11 protein-coding genes and 3 pseudogenes are annotated in these 15246 nt (G+C 56.4%); 4 read left to right on the top strand and 10 right to left on the bottom strand.

Annotated elements, in window-relative coordinates; genetic code table 11:
- Positions 1-248: 248 nt before the first annotated feature.
- The gene (locus LCF40_RS14490) at positions 249-1094 is read left to right on the top strand and encodes a hypothetical protein (RefSeq protein WP_224828956.1); all 846 of its coding nucleotides are present in this window, start codon (positions 249-251) and stop codon (positions 1092-1094) included.
- Positions 1095-1270: 176 nt separating this feature from the next.
- Here the strand turns inward: LCF40_RS14490 and LCF40_RS14485 are convergent, their stop codons facing one another.
- The gene (locus tag LCF40_RS14485) at positions 1271-2185 is read right to left on the bottom strand and encodes a hypothetical protein (protein ID WP_224828955.1); all 915 of its coding nucleotides are present in this window, start codon (positions 2183-2185) and stop codon (positions 1271-1273) included.
- Positions 2186-2556: 371 nt separating this feature from the next.
- Here LCF40_RS14485 and LCF40_RS14480 point away from each other — a divergent pair, with 371 nt between their 5' ends.
- Positions 2557-2769 carry a DUF7386 family protein gene (locus LCF40_RS14480; protein WP_224828954.1) on the top strand — a complete coding sequence of 71 codons (213 nt, stop codon included), beginning with the start codon at positions 2557-2559 and terminating at the stop codon, positions 2767-2769.
- Between the two features lie 6 nt (positions 2770-2775).
- Here LCF40_RS14480 and LCF40_RS14475 read toward each other — a convergent pair.
- Positions 2776-3776 (bottom strand): annotated as a pseudogene (locus LCF40_RS14475) (IS630 family transposase).
- A 56-nt stretch (positions 3777-3832) separates the two neighbouring features.
- Here LCF40_RS14475 and LCF40_RS23700 point away from each other — a divergent pair.
- Positions 3833-4006: pseudogene (locus LCF40_RS23700) on the top strand (DUF7342 family protein); the annotation flags it as partial.
- Between the two features lie 169 nt (positions 4007-4175).
- Here LCF40_RS23700 and LCF40_RS14470 read toward each other — a convergent pair.
- From LCF40_RS14470 to LCF40_RS14460, 3 genes and pseudogenes are all read right to left on the bottom strand, one after another.
- Entirely contained in the window at positions 4176-5477 is a 1302-nt protein-coding gene (locus tag LCF40_RS14470) for an MgtC/SapB family protein (RefSeq protein WP_224828953.1), read from the bottom strand.
- A gap of 177 nt (positions 5478-5654) precedes the next feature.
- On the bottom strand, positions 5655-6443 hold the full coding sequence (locus LCF40_RS14465) for an HAD-IIA family hydrolase (protein WP_224828952.1): 789 nt from the start codon (positions 6441-6443) through the stop codon (positions 5655-5657).
- A 96-nt stretch (positions 6444-6539) separates the two neighbouring features.
- A pseudogene (locus tag LCF40_RS14460) lies at positions 6540-7725 on the bottom strand (inorganic phosphate transporter).
- A 167-nt stretch (positions 7726-7892) separates the two neighbouring features.
- Between LCF40_RS14460 and LCF40_RS14455 the strand changes: the two are divergent.
- The gene (locus LCF40_RS14455; protein WP_224828951.1) at positions 7893-9344 is read left to right on the top strand and encodes an alkaline phosphatase D family protein; all 1452 of its coding nucleotides are present in this window, start codon (positions 7893-7895) and stop codon (positions 9342-9344) included.
- 293 nt (positions 9345-9637) lie between these two features.
- Here LCF40_RS14455 and LCF40_RS14450 read toward each other — a convergent pair whose 3' ends face one another.
- The 5 genes from LCF40_RS14450 to LCF40_RS14430 all read right to left on the bottom strand — a co-directional run bounded on the left by LCF40_RS14450 (position 9638) and on the right by LCF40_RS14430 (position 15134).
- On the bottom strand, positions 9638-10558 hold the full coding sequence (locus LCF40_RS14450; RefSeq protein ID WP_224828950.1) for a metallophosphoesterase family protein: 921 nt from the start codon (positions 10556-10558) through the stop codon (positions 9638-9640).
- A 37-nt stretch (positions 10559-10595) separates the two neighbouring features.
- A complete protein-coding gene (locus tag LCF40_RS14445) occupies positions 10596-11732 on the bottom strand; it encodes an ABC transporter ATP-binding protein (RefSeq protein ID WP_224828949.1) in 1137 nt (378 codons plus the stop codon).
- A gap of 40 nt (positions 11733-11772) precedes the next feature.
- Positions 11773-12645, bottom strand: coding sequence for a carbohydrate ABC transporter permease (locus tag LCF40_RS14440; protein ID WP_224828948.1), 873 nt, complete (start codon positions 12643-12645; stop codon positions 11773-11775).
- A 3-nt stretch (positions 12646-12648) separates the two neighbouring features.
- Positions 12649-13536, bottom strand: coding sequence for a carbohydrate ABC transporter permease (locus tag LCF40_RS14435; protein ID WP_224828947.1), 888 nt, complete (start codon positions 13534-13536; stop codon positions 12649-12651).
- 74 nt (positions 13537-13610) lie between these two features.
- Positions 13611-15134, bottom strand: coding sequence for an ABC transporter substrate-binding protein (locus tag LCF40_RS14430; RefSeq protein ID WP_224828946.1), 1524 nt, complete (start codon positions 15132-15134; stop codon positions 13611-13613).
- Positions 15135-15246: the final 112 nt, after the last annotated feature.

Below are 15246 nucleotides of genomic sequence, written 5' to 3'. Positions count from 1 at the left end.
CGCCGGCGAAAGAGGGGTGACCGCGCCGCGCAACGGATACCTTGCTCCCCTTTCGAGACCCGTGTCTGAAGTGCTAATCCGAACGGTCGCCGGCCAGATCTCGGCAGCCAGATCATTGAATTCGAGTTCTGTGCCGATCGCACTGTTCACAAGTTTCCCGATGGTGTGGATAGTCGAGTGAGAGGCTAACGGCACTCGCAGCTAGTTTTTTCTGGACAGTCTATCATCAATTCACTATGCGTCGGATAATGCAAATGTTCGGTGGTGGGATAGTACTTCTTACAATAGTAATCTGCAGCTTTCTCTACTTCGTTCATGAGGGATTGTTCGAGCCTGAGTTCGGGTCTGCAGTTGTCACTTCCATGCTAGTCTTAGTAACTGCGGTTTCTGTATTTTTGACATTACTTTTGGTGAAGGAGAACAAAACCGCAAGAGAGAGGGAAAACAAGCCTGTTTTTACAATCACAACCGGTTCAATTTATTCAAATTCCTACCAGTTAGCGGTTGAAAATATTGGAAACGGCCCCGCTCAAAATGTTGATATTACTATGACAACTGAACCCGATAATATAGATGCAAAACTTGAGCGGAAAAACGTACGTCCAGGGGACATCTGCTTAGACTCAGCTACACATATCACTGCTAATCATATTCCAGAACGATACAAGACTGTGTCAATAAAGGGAACTTGTGAAGATATTTTTGGGAATGAAGTTGAGGTGAATAACGAAGCAAAGGTTGAAAATATAACTGGGAATGAAGAGCAAGTTGTCAGGAGTGAAATCGAAGAGTTGGGTCAAGAAATTAAGGGGGTATCTTCATCCATTGATTCACTTTTTGACAATATCCATGTGAAAGAGATAGATTCGCTAGTTAAAATGGAGAATTCCAAGCGTGTAACCGATTGTTTGAAAGAGAACGGAGCACTTACTATTGAGGAATTAGTTCAAAATTTAGGGCTACATTATACAGACCTGCTTCAAACACTAATATGGCTAGATAGTGCTGGAAGTATTGAGTACGACAAAGAGAGTATTACCGATATAGGCGAGGACAAAGAAACTGAGATTAAACTGTCTTTTGGGGAGAAATAATTCGAGAGAATCAGCAGCCGTAACGAAGAATTAGATAACTGTAGACCTGATTACGGTGAAGGGTTGCCTGACTGGTGATTTAACCGCAGAAGTACAGGGATATGGTATATCAAAAGAGAACTCAACCTCTCAGTTGCTTATTGATTTCCTGACTCGAGATCCGGTTTCTAATACAATCAGGTTTCTGGATAATCTGTAGTAACAGGATCTCTTTCGATACTACTCCTTCTTACCATGTCTTCTGAGAACCCCATCTCTCGAACAACTGCTTGGACTGCCTCAAAAACGAACATAGGTGTGTCTGGTTTTAATACTACACTCTCAATAAGGGTTTCAACGTCAATAGCAACGTAAAGACCCTTCTCAACCCTGAGATTTAGATCTTCAATAGCAGATTTTGTTAATGGAGTGCGTACCTGAGAGTTTTCTCCATTGTCTAAGTCGTCCGGGTCATCTTCGAATCCAATATGTAGCGTTGGGGAAGGAGATTTATCTACATCAATAAGTTCAAGTGATTCTCCTAAAATTACAGCACGAATCTCGTTTTCGTATCTGAAGGGTTGTCTTTTATATAGAGTTACCTGAGAGACATCTTCAATTCTCTCCATTGGATCTGTGGAATAATCAGCATAATTCACAGGGCTAATTCTAATAGGGGTCTCTGAAGGGTCATTTAGAATTGGATATCTTGCTTCTCTCTTTTCCTCAATTACGCTACCAAGAGACTCAGAAAGCCGCGTATAGGTTGATTTAATAGCTATTGGATGCTTAGAATATTGATTCCACATAGCCATGGACTCTCCCGAATTCCTGTGCCAGCAATTGACGTACGATGTTTGTCGGACGGCTTCAGGAAGCGTGATCAGGGCATCCGGAAAATCATTACCAGAACATCTCCGGACCTCATTGCGTAGGGCTTCTGCTGTCGGCTCACTCAGTGTGCCTTCAAATTTATCTGGCAAATCGGCCAATCTAGGGAAATAGAGTGCGTCTTCATGGAGAATTGATAAGAACTTCGCTAGGCTCATATATCTCCATAACTCTGGGTTGTCCTCATCGGGCTCTGGGAAGTTTTCTTGGATGTGGGGCATACTCCTTCTTCAGCGTATAGTGGCATAGACAATAGATTCTATGAAACGAATGTCTAATTTCAAATGTGTTCGAATGAGTTGATGTACTATCCCAAAGAATCTGTCTCTCCCTTCTCGTGTGGGGCAATTGAGGATAATGGGGAGTTGGGTCTTCTAGTGTAGAACCCCGGGGTCAGACGTCGATGTATGCAGTCGGCCGAATATATGCACGATCGACGCCGTCAACAACCTCTCGGTGTGCATAGATCGGCGCCGATCGCGACCGTTTTCGGCCCGATTACGGCGCCGGGCAGAGCCCCCTTTATCCCATATACCCATTTCAGATAGTCGAAATCGACGGGTTCGTACCCCCTGTATGCACATTCGTTTATATGCCGACGAAACGGACGACCCTCAGACTCAGCGACGAGCGCCAGCAGCTCCTCGAGGAAGCCAGCGAGATCATTGCCGACGGTCCACCGATGGCCGACGTGATCGACGCGGCGCTCACCCACCTCGTCGAGAGTGAAGAGAACATCCAGAACGCTTGCGACGAACATCCACCTCACGTTATCCAGTCGATCGCGAACACGAGCGTCCTATAGTAGAAGTTAGAAATAATTGCTCACGTTTGGGATCGATATTCGATTAAGAGCGGTGTCGATCGCCGCCGTGAGCTCGTTGAGCGAGTCGAAGAATCGGTTGTTGAGGGCGTTTTTGGAGTTGTCGCCAGCACTCTTCGACCGGATTGAGTTCTGGCGAATACGCCGGCAACGTGACGAAGGCGAGGTCGTCACGAGCCGCTAGGTCCGTGACGGCCGACGCCTGGAAGTACGGCGCACCATCCAGCACGATGATCAAGTCTTCTTCGAATTCTTCGCATAATTCGAGAATGATATGTTTCGCGTGATCGGCGGTGACGTATTCAGTGAACCGTGAGAAAAAGCAGTCACCGTCTTCCGTAATCGCGCCAAGTAGACACGCCCAGTCGCGTTGACCGGACAGTTCGACGCACGGCCGCGTGCCACGCGGAAACCACATGGCACGCGACTCGACCTGTACAGATTTCTTGGTTTGGTCGATACAAACTACTGTGGTGTCCATTTCCCGCCGCTTTTTTTGATCTCGTCGTGGAACTCCTCTTGGTCAGATTCCTCGGCTTCGGCGACTGTTCGACGTGGTTATTGATAACTGAGTCCAGCTTCTTTGAGCAACCGCCGACAACTCGGAATCGAGTATTCGACGCTGTACGTTTCTTCGAGAAGTTCTTGGGCGAGCGCCAGCGTCCACGCCGGCGCGTTGATCCCGACCTTTTCAGGAGACTCGTTGACGGTTTGTTCGAACTTTTTTGCTGAGATTCTGATATCTTTCTGTTTCTTCCGGATTGATGAGTATCAGAGACGGCTTGCTTAAGCGACTCGTCGGTGTCGAGTCGCGTGAGCCAGCTGTAGATCGTCCGTCGTTGAACGTCGTACCACTCGGCGAGTTCAGTCTATGAAACACCGTTTTTGTACGCAATTGCCGCTAAGAGCCGTTGTGTCGGTTTCTTTCCGTCCACGTTGTCGAGGGTATTTTGCAGTTCCTCGACGGGGATCTCGTCGAGATGATCCACTAATAGCTGTAACATGCTCTGAGTGAAAAATTCTACCGGATACTATATGAGCGTTCGAACAACTTGTCGACGATAGAATTCTTCATCGTGACGAGAGCGGTACTCATGCCACCTACTACCTGGATTACCGTCACCAGACAATGCATGAGGCAATTCGCCTCGGAGATAGCGATCACACTGCCTAAGAGCTCACGGGTCGCCTTACCGATATGAAGGCACTGATTCGGAGCTAAGAAGATAAATTCGGTGTTCGTCACCGAATCAACTCGGCGGAACGATCGCCAAAGAGATTTTTCCCATCAGTGGAGAGTATTCACAAATAAGCGCGTAAATCGTGTTGACGGCCGCGTTCCGCTTTGCAGGGAGAAGATGACATTAGCGAACCGACCAGTGCGTAGGCTATGGTGCGCCGATAACCAGCGAACCGAACACGATGCCGACCACAATGAGGATAGCGTTCCACAGCAACACCGGTCTGACGAGATCACGATCGATGGTCGCGGCGAAGAACACCTTTACCAGGATGCTCGCAAGCGTTCCGGCGAGGATGCCGGCGACCGCGAGGTCGTTGGTGATCTGATCCGTCGCAACGAGTGTGACCGCCGTGGCAGTGGCCGTACCGCTCGAAATCAGGCCCGCCAGGAACGTCGTGGTCAGGAAGCCGCGGGCGCTGAACAGGGCCTCTGCCCCAGCAGAGAGGACCAGAATAGCGAGGAACAGCGCGCCGAATACCAGCGCGTTCCGCAGGCTGAACGGGGAGGTGAGGTCGGTCTCTATCTCTTGGCTCCAGTCGCTGACATACAGCGAGAGAACGATGCCAGTGACGGTGATCGCTCCGAGCGGGACGCCGACGATGGCCGCCGCCTCCGGGATGAAGGGGATGACGACAATGGCGTTGCGGAACGCCATCGCGGCGTTCGCGATCAGGATGGCGCCGACGGCCAGGTCCCGCAACGGCGGCTCCGTCTTCGCCCTCTGGGCCATCTCCGCGATGACCGCCGTTGAGTTGACCAGGCCGCCGAAGAAGCCGGTGACGGCGATGCCCCTTCCCTCGTACTTCTTGACGAGGATGTAGTTGACGAACCCGACACCGCTTACAGCGATGACCAGCAGCCAGATGGTCCGCGCGTCGATGGCGTTCCACGGGCCGAACGCCTCGTCAGGGAGCAGCGGGTAGATAACAAACGCCAGAATTGCGAACTCCGTCGCGCTACGCATCTCCTCCTTCGAGAGTGCCCAGGCGAATTCGTGTAGTTCGCGCTTCAACACGAGGAGCAGCGATGAGAGCACGGCCACCGTCACGCTCTCCAGCATGTACCCGCTCGCGACTAGCACCCCTACGCCGAAGGCGACGAACATCGATGCTGACGTCGTCAGGGAGAGGTTGGACCCGTGTTCGTCGTCAAGCAGGCCCCGGACAGCGAGTAGCACGCTCATGGTGATGACCAGCAGTGCGCCGGCACCAAGCAGAAGCGGCTCGTCGATGATGCGCATTATCGCGCCAAGGAGACTGAGTAGCGCGAACGTCCGGATTCCAGCGCTGCGCTGCGACCACTCTCGCTCCAGGCCGAGGAACATCCCCAGCAGCACCGCCAGCGCCAACTGGACGACCTCTTTGCTGACCTGCTCGAAGATGACGCCATCCTCGATCCCAATGCCCTGGAACAGCGCGGCGATCGTGCTAGCAATCTCACCAAACATAGCCGTACCACCGTCCGGAAATCAGAGCGCGATTCGTCGGTCCGGCAGGGATTGCACAGCGTCGGCTAAACGACTGTTCCGTCGAGACTCCACCAACCCTCATCACGCTAACTTTCGGGAGTTGTCTTTGGATGCGTATTAAACTTCCAGCGGGATCGGAACGTCGCCCACGACGGGTCATCCACACGCTTCCACATCGAGCACGTCGCCTATGGACGCCATGGTCTCGAGAACGTAGTCGGGGCCGTCCCCGTCCGTCGCGGAGACGTCACTGCTCTCGAGGCCACTCTCGATCAGCACCGTCGTCATCCCGGCGCGCTTGCCCATTGCGACGTCGGTCTCGGGGTTGTCTCCGATCATGAGACACGCTGACGGCGGGAGGTCGAGCAGCCAGAGCGTCGTCTCGATCACCGGATCGTGGGGTTTTCCGGCGACAATGTCGGGCTCGCGTCCCGAAGTGGCGGCGACGGCGGCGACGATAGCTCCGGTCCCGGGGACCACGCCGCTCGCCGTCGGGCTTCGTCTGTCGAGGTTCGTAGCGACGAACGCTGCCCCCTCGTCCAGCACCCGCGCAGCTGCGGTGAGCGTGTCGAAATCGAACGATTGATCCTTCCCGACGACCAGGACAGTCGCGGTCCCGGGATCGTCAGTCAACGTAACGTCCGCTCGCTTGAACTCCTCGCGCAGTGGTTCTTCTCCGACGAGGAATGCGGTCGCATCAGGGGATGATTCGGAAACGTAGGCAGCAGTCACCGAGGCTCCGGTTACGATATCGTCCGGCGACGCCTCGATGCCCATGTCGTCGAGGCGGTCCACACAGGTCTTCCGGGACTTGCTTGAGGTGTTCGAGACGAAGAGGACGTCTACGCCGCTCGATCGGAGCTCTGAGATACCGTCGACGGCGCCGTTCACCGGGACCGTCGAGCGGTACACAGTACCGTCTAAGTCGACCACGGCTCCTCTCATACTTGTCACATGGCTATATCGGTTCCAATATAAGTGTTCTGGATGGGGTACCTTACTACCCCGGCTAGGTTTCAATCCCGAAGCGGCGGTCATCGATCACGCCGACGGCGTTAACGTGACGAGAGCGTAGGCACAGAGTCCGGACAGGACGAGCGAGCCGATCCACGCGGCAACGATGGTTCGTATCTTGATTGCGCTCGTCGCGTCCCCCTCGGCCACGACGCCGGCGCCAACAATTGCGCTGACGATGATCTCGTTGAATGAGACCGGGACGTCGGGGAATACCGTGGTCTGGACGATGAAAAGGAGGGGACGAGCGCCACGACCGATCACTGCGGACCTAGCGCGGAGTAGTCCTGGGAGACGACCTTGATCATCCGCGGCGCGCCGGTCCACGATCCGACGAGCAGGCCGACGCGGCCGAACAACAGGACGCCGAAGGTCGGGATCGCCCGACCCTTGAGGAGCGGAAAGAGTGGCCAGATGGCCAGGCCGACTTGCGTCCTGCCGACGGAGAACGCGACGGGACTGCCCCGTCCCAGGAAGAATCGGCGTTCGGTCCAGGCCTCGCGCGCCGCCACAGGCGCGCGATGGCGGTGCTGACCGCCGCGATGACGAACAGAGACGCGCCAACACTGCCGGAAACGTGGCTTCCCGTCACCGACGCGGCCTAAGCGGCGGTGAGGGAGGCCAGCAACTCCCGTTCGACCGTCGCTCCCAATGTGGTGAACTGCATGTTGGTGACGCTGAGCACCGTCAGTCCGGTGAAAACACCGACCGCGGCGATCCCGGATATCTGCCTGGACCTAAGACACCGGGTGGTGGCGTAGGCGGTGCCACCGCCGACGAAGGGGATCGCAATCCACAGGACGATGATCCGCAGATAGCTCGCCCACACGGGAGCCCCGCCCAGCGCGAAGCCGATGCCTGTCATCGTGCCCGCCACTGTAAACGCCGTCGCGATGAGGTAGCCGGTGAAGATGTCGATGCCGACGCGCAACTTCGCCGTGAATAGGCCGACGGTGACGGCAACTGGTGAAAGAACAACGCCGCGAATCAGGCCACTCCCGACGGTCTCGGAAACGGTCGCCCCCTGGAGGACGGCGCCGGCGAAGCCGAGCACGCCAACGACGAACCCCGCACGCATAACCGAGATGATGTTCGCACCGACCGCCGGCGTGAACGGTGTCGAACCACTTGGCCCCGCCCTGATGGTCCAGGCCATGAAGAGGCTTCTTCGCGTCGCTGCTGCGCCGACCACTAAGCTAGAGACTTCCACCATGCTATCGTCGCGTCCCTATGATCCGACATAACAGCATAGATTCAGGGGCCGCTGTTCGCAGGCGGGATCGAACTGCCAATACGGGCCGTTCGAACCGGCTACGCACCATAATATAACAAATATCATGGGCACTTTTATTACAGATGAAGATATATTTGTAGGCCGGTATGACCGGAGACTCGTTAGAACCGGACGTAGCCCGCCGAAGGATGCTTCAGGTGACAGGGGCCGCCTCGATGCTCGGGCTGGCAGGATGTAACGCTAATGCCTTTGACGACTCCTTGGACCCGGACCAGTTGCTCGCCCTCCCCCACGGCGTCGCCGTCGGAGACACTACGAGCGAGACGGCAGTGTTCTGGACGCGACTCGCCGAACCCGGAACCGTCAACCTCGAGTTTACGAGCAGCGACTCGTTTGACGATGCCGACCGGGTCCAGCTCGAGGCCGATGCCGACGCCGACGACACGGCGAGAACGCGACTAACGGGTCTCGAGCCCAGAAGCGAGTATTCCTATCGGGCTTGGGGCGTCGCCGAGGGGGGCGACCTCGACGCCAATCCACCCGAAGACGAGCCGGCGGTCAAACGAGGTTCGTTCCGTACGGCACCGACCCCGGACGCTGACGCTCCGGTGACGTTCGCCTGGAGTGGGGACACGTATGGCTATGGAGGGGCCCCGGTGGAGCCACCGTACGCCGGCCTGGAGGCAATCGGCAAACTCCAACCGGACTTCTTCCTCTACCTGGGCGACACCATCTACGCGGACGCCAACACGCCCGCCGGCCAGGTCTCCTCGAGCACCGATCCAGACGAAGCTCTGGAGATTTACAACGCGAAGTACCGGGAGATGCGGAACCCGGACAGCAGCGTCGCTGACCGGACAAACCTACAGACGATGCTCGAAGCGACGTCGGTGTACGCGATATGGGATGACCACGAGGTAATCAACAACTTCAATCGGACGAATCCGCTGTTACCGTCTGGGTTGGAATCGTTCCTCAACTACTGGCCGCTCGACACGCACGAGTCGGTCACCGGCAGCAGCGATACCCGAATGTATCGGTCGTTCCGGTGGGGGAAGCATCTCGAGCTGTTCGTCCTGGACACTCGTCAGTACCGGGATCCGAGCGACATTCCGCCCGAGGAGAAGGCGATGCTCGGCAAGCAACAACTAAATTGGCTGCTTGGGTCACTCCAGGCCTCCGACGCGACGTTCAAGGTCATCGCCAGTTCGACGACGATGGGGATCATGTCCGGCGATGGCTGGACGCAGTCGGGACAGGGCTACGGACGTGAGCTCGGTGAGATACTTAACGTTGTTGAAGACCTTGACAACGTCCTCGTGCTGTCCGGCGACATCCACAAGGCCCAGGTCGCCGCGTTCGATACGAACGACGACGTGGTCAACGAGTTCTACGAGGCGAGCGCTGGTCCGCTCGGCGCGCCCAGCGGTAATCCAAACCAGTACTACGAGCCATTCAACCCGAACGTCTTCTACGACCGGGGGAACTTCAACAATTTCGGCGTAATCCAGGTTGACGAGGCCGGTGACTTCATCTGGATCGAGATCCGCCACGAGAACGGCAAGATCGCCTTTTCGCGCCGGATGAAGGCCGTCTGAGGTGGCGTCTAATGAGAAATTGCGCGATATGCTACGCGAGGGCGTAGACGCCGTACAACACTGGGCCGACCTCCGCTTGAGCACGAACTCCGTAACACAGGGTGATATCCGCTTGAGACAGTTCCACTGGAGATTACTACGGCTTTATTTGCGATCGTCAGGAGGGCCTTTCGCTCCGCCGCGGGTACCCAATCGTCGCGCTGCCCCGTCGCGCATGCCTTCAGGGTCCCATTGGCGTCTCTCCACCGCTGTAGAGTGGCTGTGAGAACGATGTTAACCTGGCGAGGGACAGATCAATCTCGGTCGATCTCGTCGACGAGAGGGAAGCTGGCGATCCGGGATGCTGCCATCACAGAGAGCGCTTCGGCTTTCGGTCGGAGTCCGCTTCGCCGGGTAAAAGCCGTCCGGGCCTCTGTCGAATCGCCGAGGGGGATGTATCGGACGATCGTGCCGTCGGGCCCGATTTCGAGGACGAGGTACGCCGGAGGGAACGTACTCGTCGCCGGTGCGTTCACCTCCCGCACCCTGTCGGTTTGGGCGATTGAGGGTATGTGGAGGTGACCCGTGAGTACCAACGACACTTCGTGTTTCTGCAGCACGTCGATCAGAGGCTGAGTGTTCTCCAGGACCGGCGGCGGCGAGAGGTCCGGATCGACGTCCCGGCTGTACGCCTCGAACTGCTCAATCATCGCCGGGAGCACGTGGTGAAGGGCGACGACGGGGTTCATCGCCGCGGCCAACTGCTCGTCAAGCCACTCCAATTGGTCGTCGTCGACGGTCCCGGCGTGGGTATCATTCACGTCGTCGTGTGAGGAGCTGTCCAGCGCGATCAGTTGTACGTCTCCGTGGTCGATTACAAACGGGAGGCCGTCGGACGTGTATCGGTCCTCGAAAACCTCGATAGACGGGCTGTCGTGTTCGTCGTACGTCTTCCATACGTCGTGGTTCCCCGGGATCGCTGCCCAGGGGACATCGAGAGGTTCAACGATTCGGTCGAACCGCTTGTACTCCTCGTTGAAACCGTCCATTGTGATGTCGCCGACGAACAGCGCGGTGTCGACGTCTCGGGCGTTTACGTCCTCGACGACCCGTTCTAGAAAGATGTCCGCCTGATATAGCTTGAGCGTGTCCTCTGACTCTCGCGGGATGTGTGGATCACCGATGACCGCGATCGTCGTCAATTCCTCTGCTGTCGGTTGCGCTAACCGTCCCATCACAATCGAAGGGCGTCCGTTGGAAGTCATGAATGAGTCAGGATTGATTGATCGTCAGTTCGTTCTCCGCTTTCGGGGGCTGAGTGTGATGGATCGCCTCGCCCGACTCGGCGTCGAAAAGGTGGAGCCTGTCCGGATTGAACGTGAGTTCGACCTGACTCTGGTTGTCCATTGGCTGGTGGGGCTCCGTCTTGAACTTGATCTCCGTGCCATCGATATCACTGTAGGCGAGCAGGGTCTCCCCGAGAGGTTCGGTAATGCGGATGTCCGTCGGGATGCGGTCCGCCTCGTTGTCCAACTCATCGGCGAGATGGATGTCCTCGGGCCGGACGCCGAGTATGGCGCGCTGTTCGGGTACGCCGCTCGGATCGGCCCGGGACAGCGGAATCCGGAAGGAGTTCGACTCTGCGTAGACCCGCCCGCCGGCGTGAACGACGTTGACCTGAATCATGTTCATCGCTGGACTGCCGATGAACCCCGCCACGAACTGCGTCTTGGGGAAGTCATACAACTCTTGGGGCGCCGCGACCTGTTCCAATTGCCCCTCATTCATCACGGCGACGCGGTCCCCAAGTGTCAGGGCCTCGACCTGGTCGTGGGTGACGTACACTGTCGTTGTCTGAAGTCGGCTATGTAGTTCCGAGAGCTCGGAGCGCATCTGGACGCGGAGCTTAGCGTCCAGGTTCGAGAGGGGCTCGTCGAGCAGGAACACGTCCGGCTGCCGGACGAGCGCGCGGCCGATGGCGACGCGCTGGCGCTCGCCTCCGGAGAGGTTCGCGGGCTTGCGTTCGAGAAGGTCAACGATGTCAAGCATCTCCGCGGCGTTGCTGACCCGCTCGTCAATTTCTTCGTCCGTGTATGACCCCGAAGAGTTCATCCCGAAGGTCATATTCCGCCGCGCGGTCATGTGGGGGTATAGCGCGTAGTTCTGGAACACCATTGCGACGTTTCGCTCCGGAGGCTCCAGGTCGTTGACTACGGTTTCGTCGATAGACAGCTTCCCGTCGGTGATCTCTTCTAGCCCGGCGATCATCCGGAGGGTAGTACTCTTCCCACATCCGCTGGGACCGACGAAGACGACGAATTCACCGTCATCTACCTCCAGGGACAATTCGTTTACAGCCACTACTTCTCCGAACCGCTTCGTGATGTTTTCTAACGTGAGTCTTGCCATGTTTGGTTATCGTAATCGAGGGGTTTAATGGTTGACTATATTATTTCTGCTGCATCGTCATTGTGTCCAACAGCGGCCGGTGGAAGATGATCAGGATGATCAGCGGTGGGAGCAGCGCGACGATAGATCCAGCCATGATGAGTGACCAGTCTGTGAATCCTGACTGGGCCGCTTGTTGCAGGTTCCTAACACCGACCTGGACGACCTGCTCGCTCTGGTCGTTGATAACCACCAGCGGCCAGAGATACTGGTTCCAGGCGCCTATGAACCGAATGACGCCGACGCCGACTAGGAATCCCTTCGCCATTGGAAGGACGACGTAGACGAGGAATTTGAGTGGACCGACGCCGTCAAGTCGTGCGGTCTCGACGTAGGAGTCTGGAATCGACAGGAAGTACTGCCGGAGGAGAAACACAGTCGTCGCGCTCGAGATGTAAGGAATTGTAATCGCCCAGATAGAGTTGCTCCAGTTGAGCACCGCCATCAGTTCGAATAGTGGAACAATCCTGATCTTGAGCGGAAACATAAGTGTCATCAAGATGAGGAAGAAGACAGCGTCCTTGTAGGGGAAGTCGTAGTAGACAATTGCCGTCGCCGCGCAGATCGAGAAAATGATCTTCCCGGTGACGATGATTGACGCCATGATAAACGAGTTTATCATGTAGGTCAGGAAATTCCACTCGGTGAACAACTCGACGTAGTTGCTGAAGCCCTCGCTTCCCGGCATAAGGTCCGTGATCGTGTAAATCTCGTAGAGCGACTGGGTGCTGAAGATGAGCGCCAGTATCAGTGGCGTCGCGATGATCCCGACCGTAAATAGTAATAGGGCGTGGAGCCCAGCATTCTTGGGAACTGCGTTGCTGAATGAGTCGTAGAGATCAACGTGACTAGTTTGGTCTGTTTTTGTTGCCATAATTCACCCGTAGTGAACGAATTTCTCGGTGTAGCGGAACTGGACGATGGTGAGCGCGGCCACGATAGTAAAAAGGATGACCGACTCAGCAGCGCCGATTCCAAGGTTATTCTGCTGGAATGCGTCGACATAGAGCTTGTAGATGAGGATGTTCGTCCAGCCGCCCGGTTCGCCGTTCGTCATCATGTCAACGAGAGCGAATCCGCCGAAGAACGACTTCATGAGGTTGATCACCAGGAGGTAGAATAACGTTGGTGAGATCAGCGGCACGTAAACACGCGTCAGCATTTTCCAGCGACTGACGCCGTCAAGCTCGGCGGCTTCAGAGAGTGCTCCCGGGACGTTGCTGAACGCAGCGAGCATAAAGATGACGTTGAAGCCGATCCCCTTCCAGATCGCCGCACCCGAGAGGAGAATGAATGCGTACACCGGATTCGAGAACCAGTCGAACTGGATTCCGGTGAATACTTCTAGGTAATACGAGAAAATACCGAGTTCGGGGTGCGCGACGAAGCTCAGGATCGCGCCAGTGACAACTGCTGGCATCGCGTAGGGCCAGATCGCTGCAATCAGGTAGAATGACGATCCGCGTGCGACCTCGTATATCATGTACGAGACCACGAGCGCCACTGCTAACCGGCCGAACATCACTACCGCGCTCCAGAGTGTCGTCACAAGGAGGCTCTGGTGGTACTCCTCCGACGTCAGGAGCGCCTCAAAGTTGTCCAGTCCCACGAACGTCTTGTCCATTCCGAAGAAGAGTGTGCTGTATACGCTGTACCGGAACGTCTCGAGCCCGGGGTAGTAGAGGAACAGCACGACTACACTCATCGTGGGCAGCAGGAACAGTGCTGCCTGCCAATTACTGTCGTATATTTCCTTTCCTGACATTATTTAATTGCTATTTTCGATCTGTGTACTACAAGTGAATAATCGAGGCGACTCGGTGCTCAGTGAGGGCCATATTACACCTTATCCTGGTAGCTGTCGAATTCCTGCTCGATGTTTTCCTTCCGGTTAGTGAGGACGGGCTCGAGTTCGCCGCCGTCCATGAGGTCGACAAACGCCTTCTCGATCTGCTCGCGCATATAGGAATTCGGACCGACGACGGGCTTGGCCGTCGCCTCCGTTGCCTCGGCCTCCTGAAGCTGGGTGAACGCCCGCTCGTAGTTGGGGTTCTCCTCGAACCAGCCCTCGTCGCGCAGCGTTTCGACGGCGCTGGTCCGGACGGGGAAATACCCGGTCCCCTTGTGCCACTCGACCTGCTGCTCTGGCTCGATCATCCACTGGATGAACTCGGTCGCCGCCTCCGTCATCGACTCGTCGATGTTCTCGGGCGTCCAGAGGCTCCCGCCGCCGATGAACACGCCCGTCCGCTCGCCATTCGGTGCCGGGAGCCAGGACGTCTCGACGTTGAAGCCGGCTTCCTCTTTCGCTCCTTCGGTGATTTCGTTGATACCGGCCGACGAGATGATCATCATGGCCGACTTCTCCGTGAGGAAGGATTGCTTCGCAGCACCCCAGGCCTCGATGCCGGGATTGAAATACAGTCCGCCCTGGTACAGCTGGTTCTGCCAGCTGAAGATGTCCTTTCCAGCCTGACTCGCCAGGTAAATCTCGGTAGGTGGCCCATCGCGCCCGTTGGAGTTATCGACGAGCACTTGATCCTGCATCGCAAACCACTCTTCGACGAACCAGGAGTGGTTCGGCCAGGTACAGGCGTATTCCAGTTCGATGTCGGCGTCAAGTAGCTGGTTCCCCATGTCGACGACGTCCTGGTAGGACGGCTCGTAGATTGGGTCGACCCCGGCCTCCTCGAACTTGTCGACGTTATAGTACATGACGGGTGTCGACGCGTTGAACGGCATTGACTGGACCTTCCCGTCCTTGCTGTAGGTATTGACCGCCGCTGGGATGAACTCGTCCCAATTGATGTCAGGGAGCATGTCCTCAACCGTTGCGAACGCCCCGCTATCAGCCGCCACCGCAGCGTTCGCCCCGTTGACCTGGACGACGGCTGGCGGATCGCCGGACCGGATGGCAGAGATGGCAGCATTGAGTGTCTCGCTGTAATTCCCCTTAGAGGACACGTTGACGAAGGCCGTGTTGGACTGATCGTTGAAGTCCGACGCCATACTCTGGAGCAGTTCTAGCTTGTCGCCGCCGAGACCGGCCCAGAACCTGATCTCCGTCTTGTCAGAACTCGATGGGCTGTCCTGTTGCTCCGTCTGGTTGTCCTCTGTCCCATTGCTATCGCTCGTCTCGTCCGAAGGATCCTCGCTCTCATTAGTCCCGGTTCCATCGGTTTCATTCCCCGAAGCGTCCGTCTCGTTCGAGGACTCACCGTTCCCACCGTCGGCCGCGGGACCAGCCTGCGCGTCGTCGCCACCCCCTATACAACCCGCGAACGACACTCCGAGCGCCGCTCCGCTTGTTATTTTGATTGCTCTCCGTCGCGAGATACCGTGGTAATCTCTATCTCTGGACATCTGCCTGTTGATTCAGGCGAAAGTGTATAAATCTTCCCCTATCGATCATTGGCACTGTAAATTGCACTCGTTGACCCGGCTTGTCTCTACAGAGGACCATCGCAGGCATCGA

Source organism: Saliphagus infecundisoli, assembly GCF_020177375.1.
In the GTDB taxonomy this organism is placed as follows: Archaea; Halobacteriota; Halobacteria; order Halobacteriales; family Natrialbaceae; genus Saliphagus; species Saliphagus infecundisoli.
The sequence above is the reverse complement of the archived record's forward strand: the minus strand, read 5'-3'. Positions and strand labels throughout refer to the sequence as shown.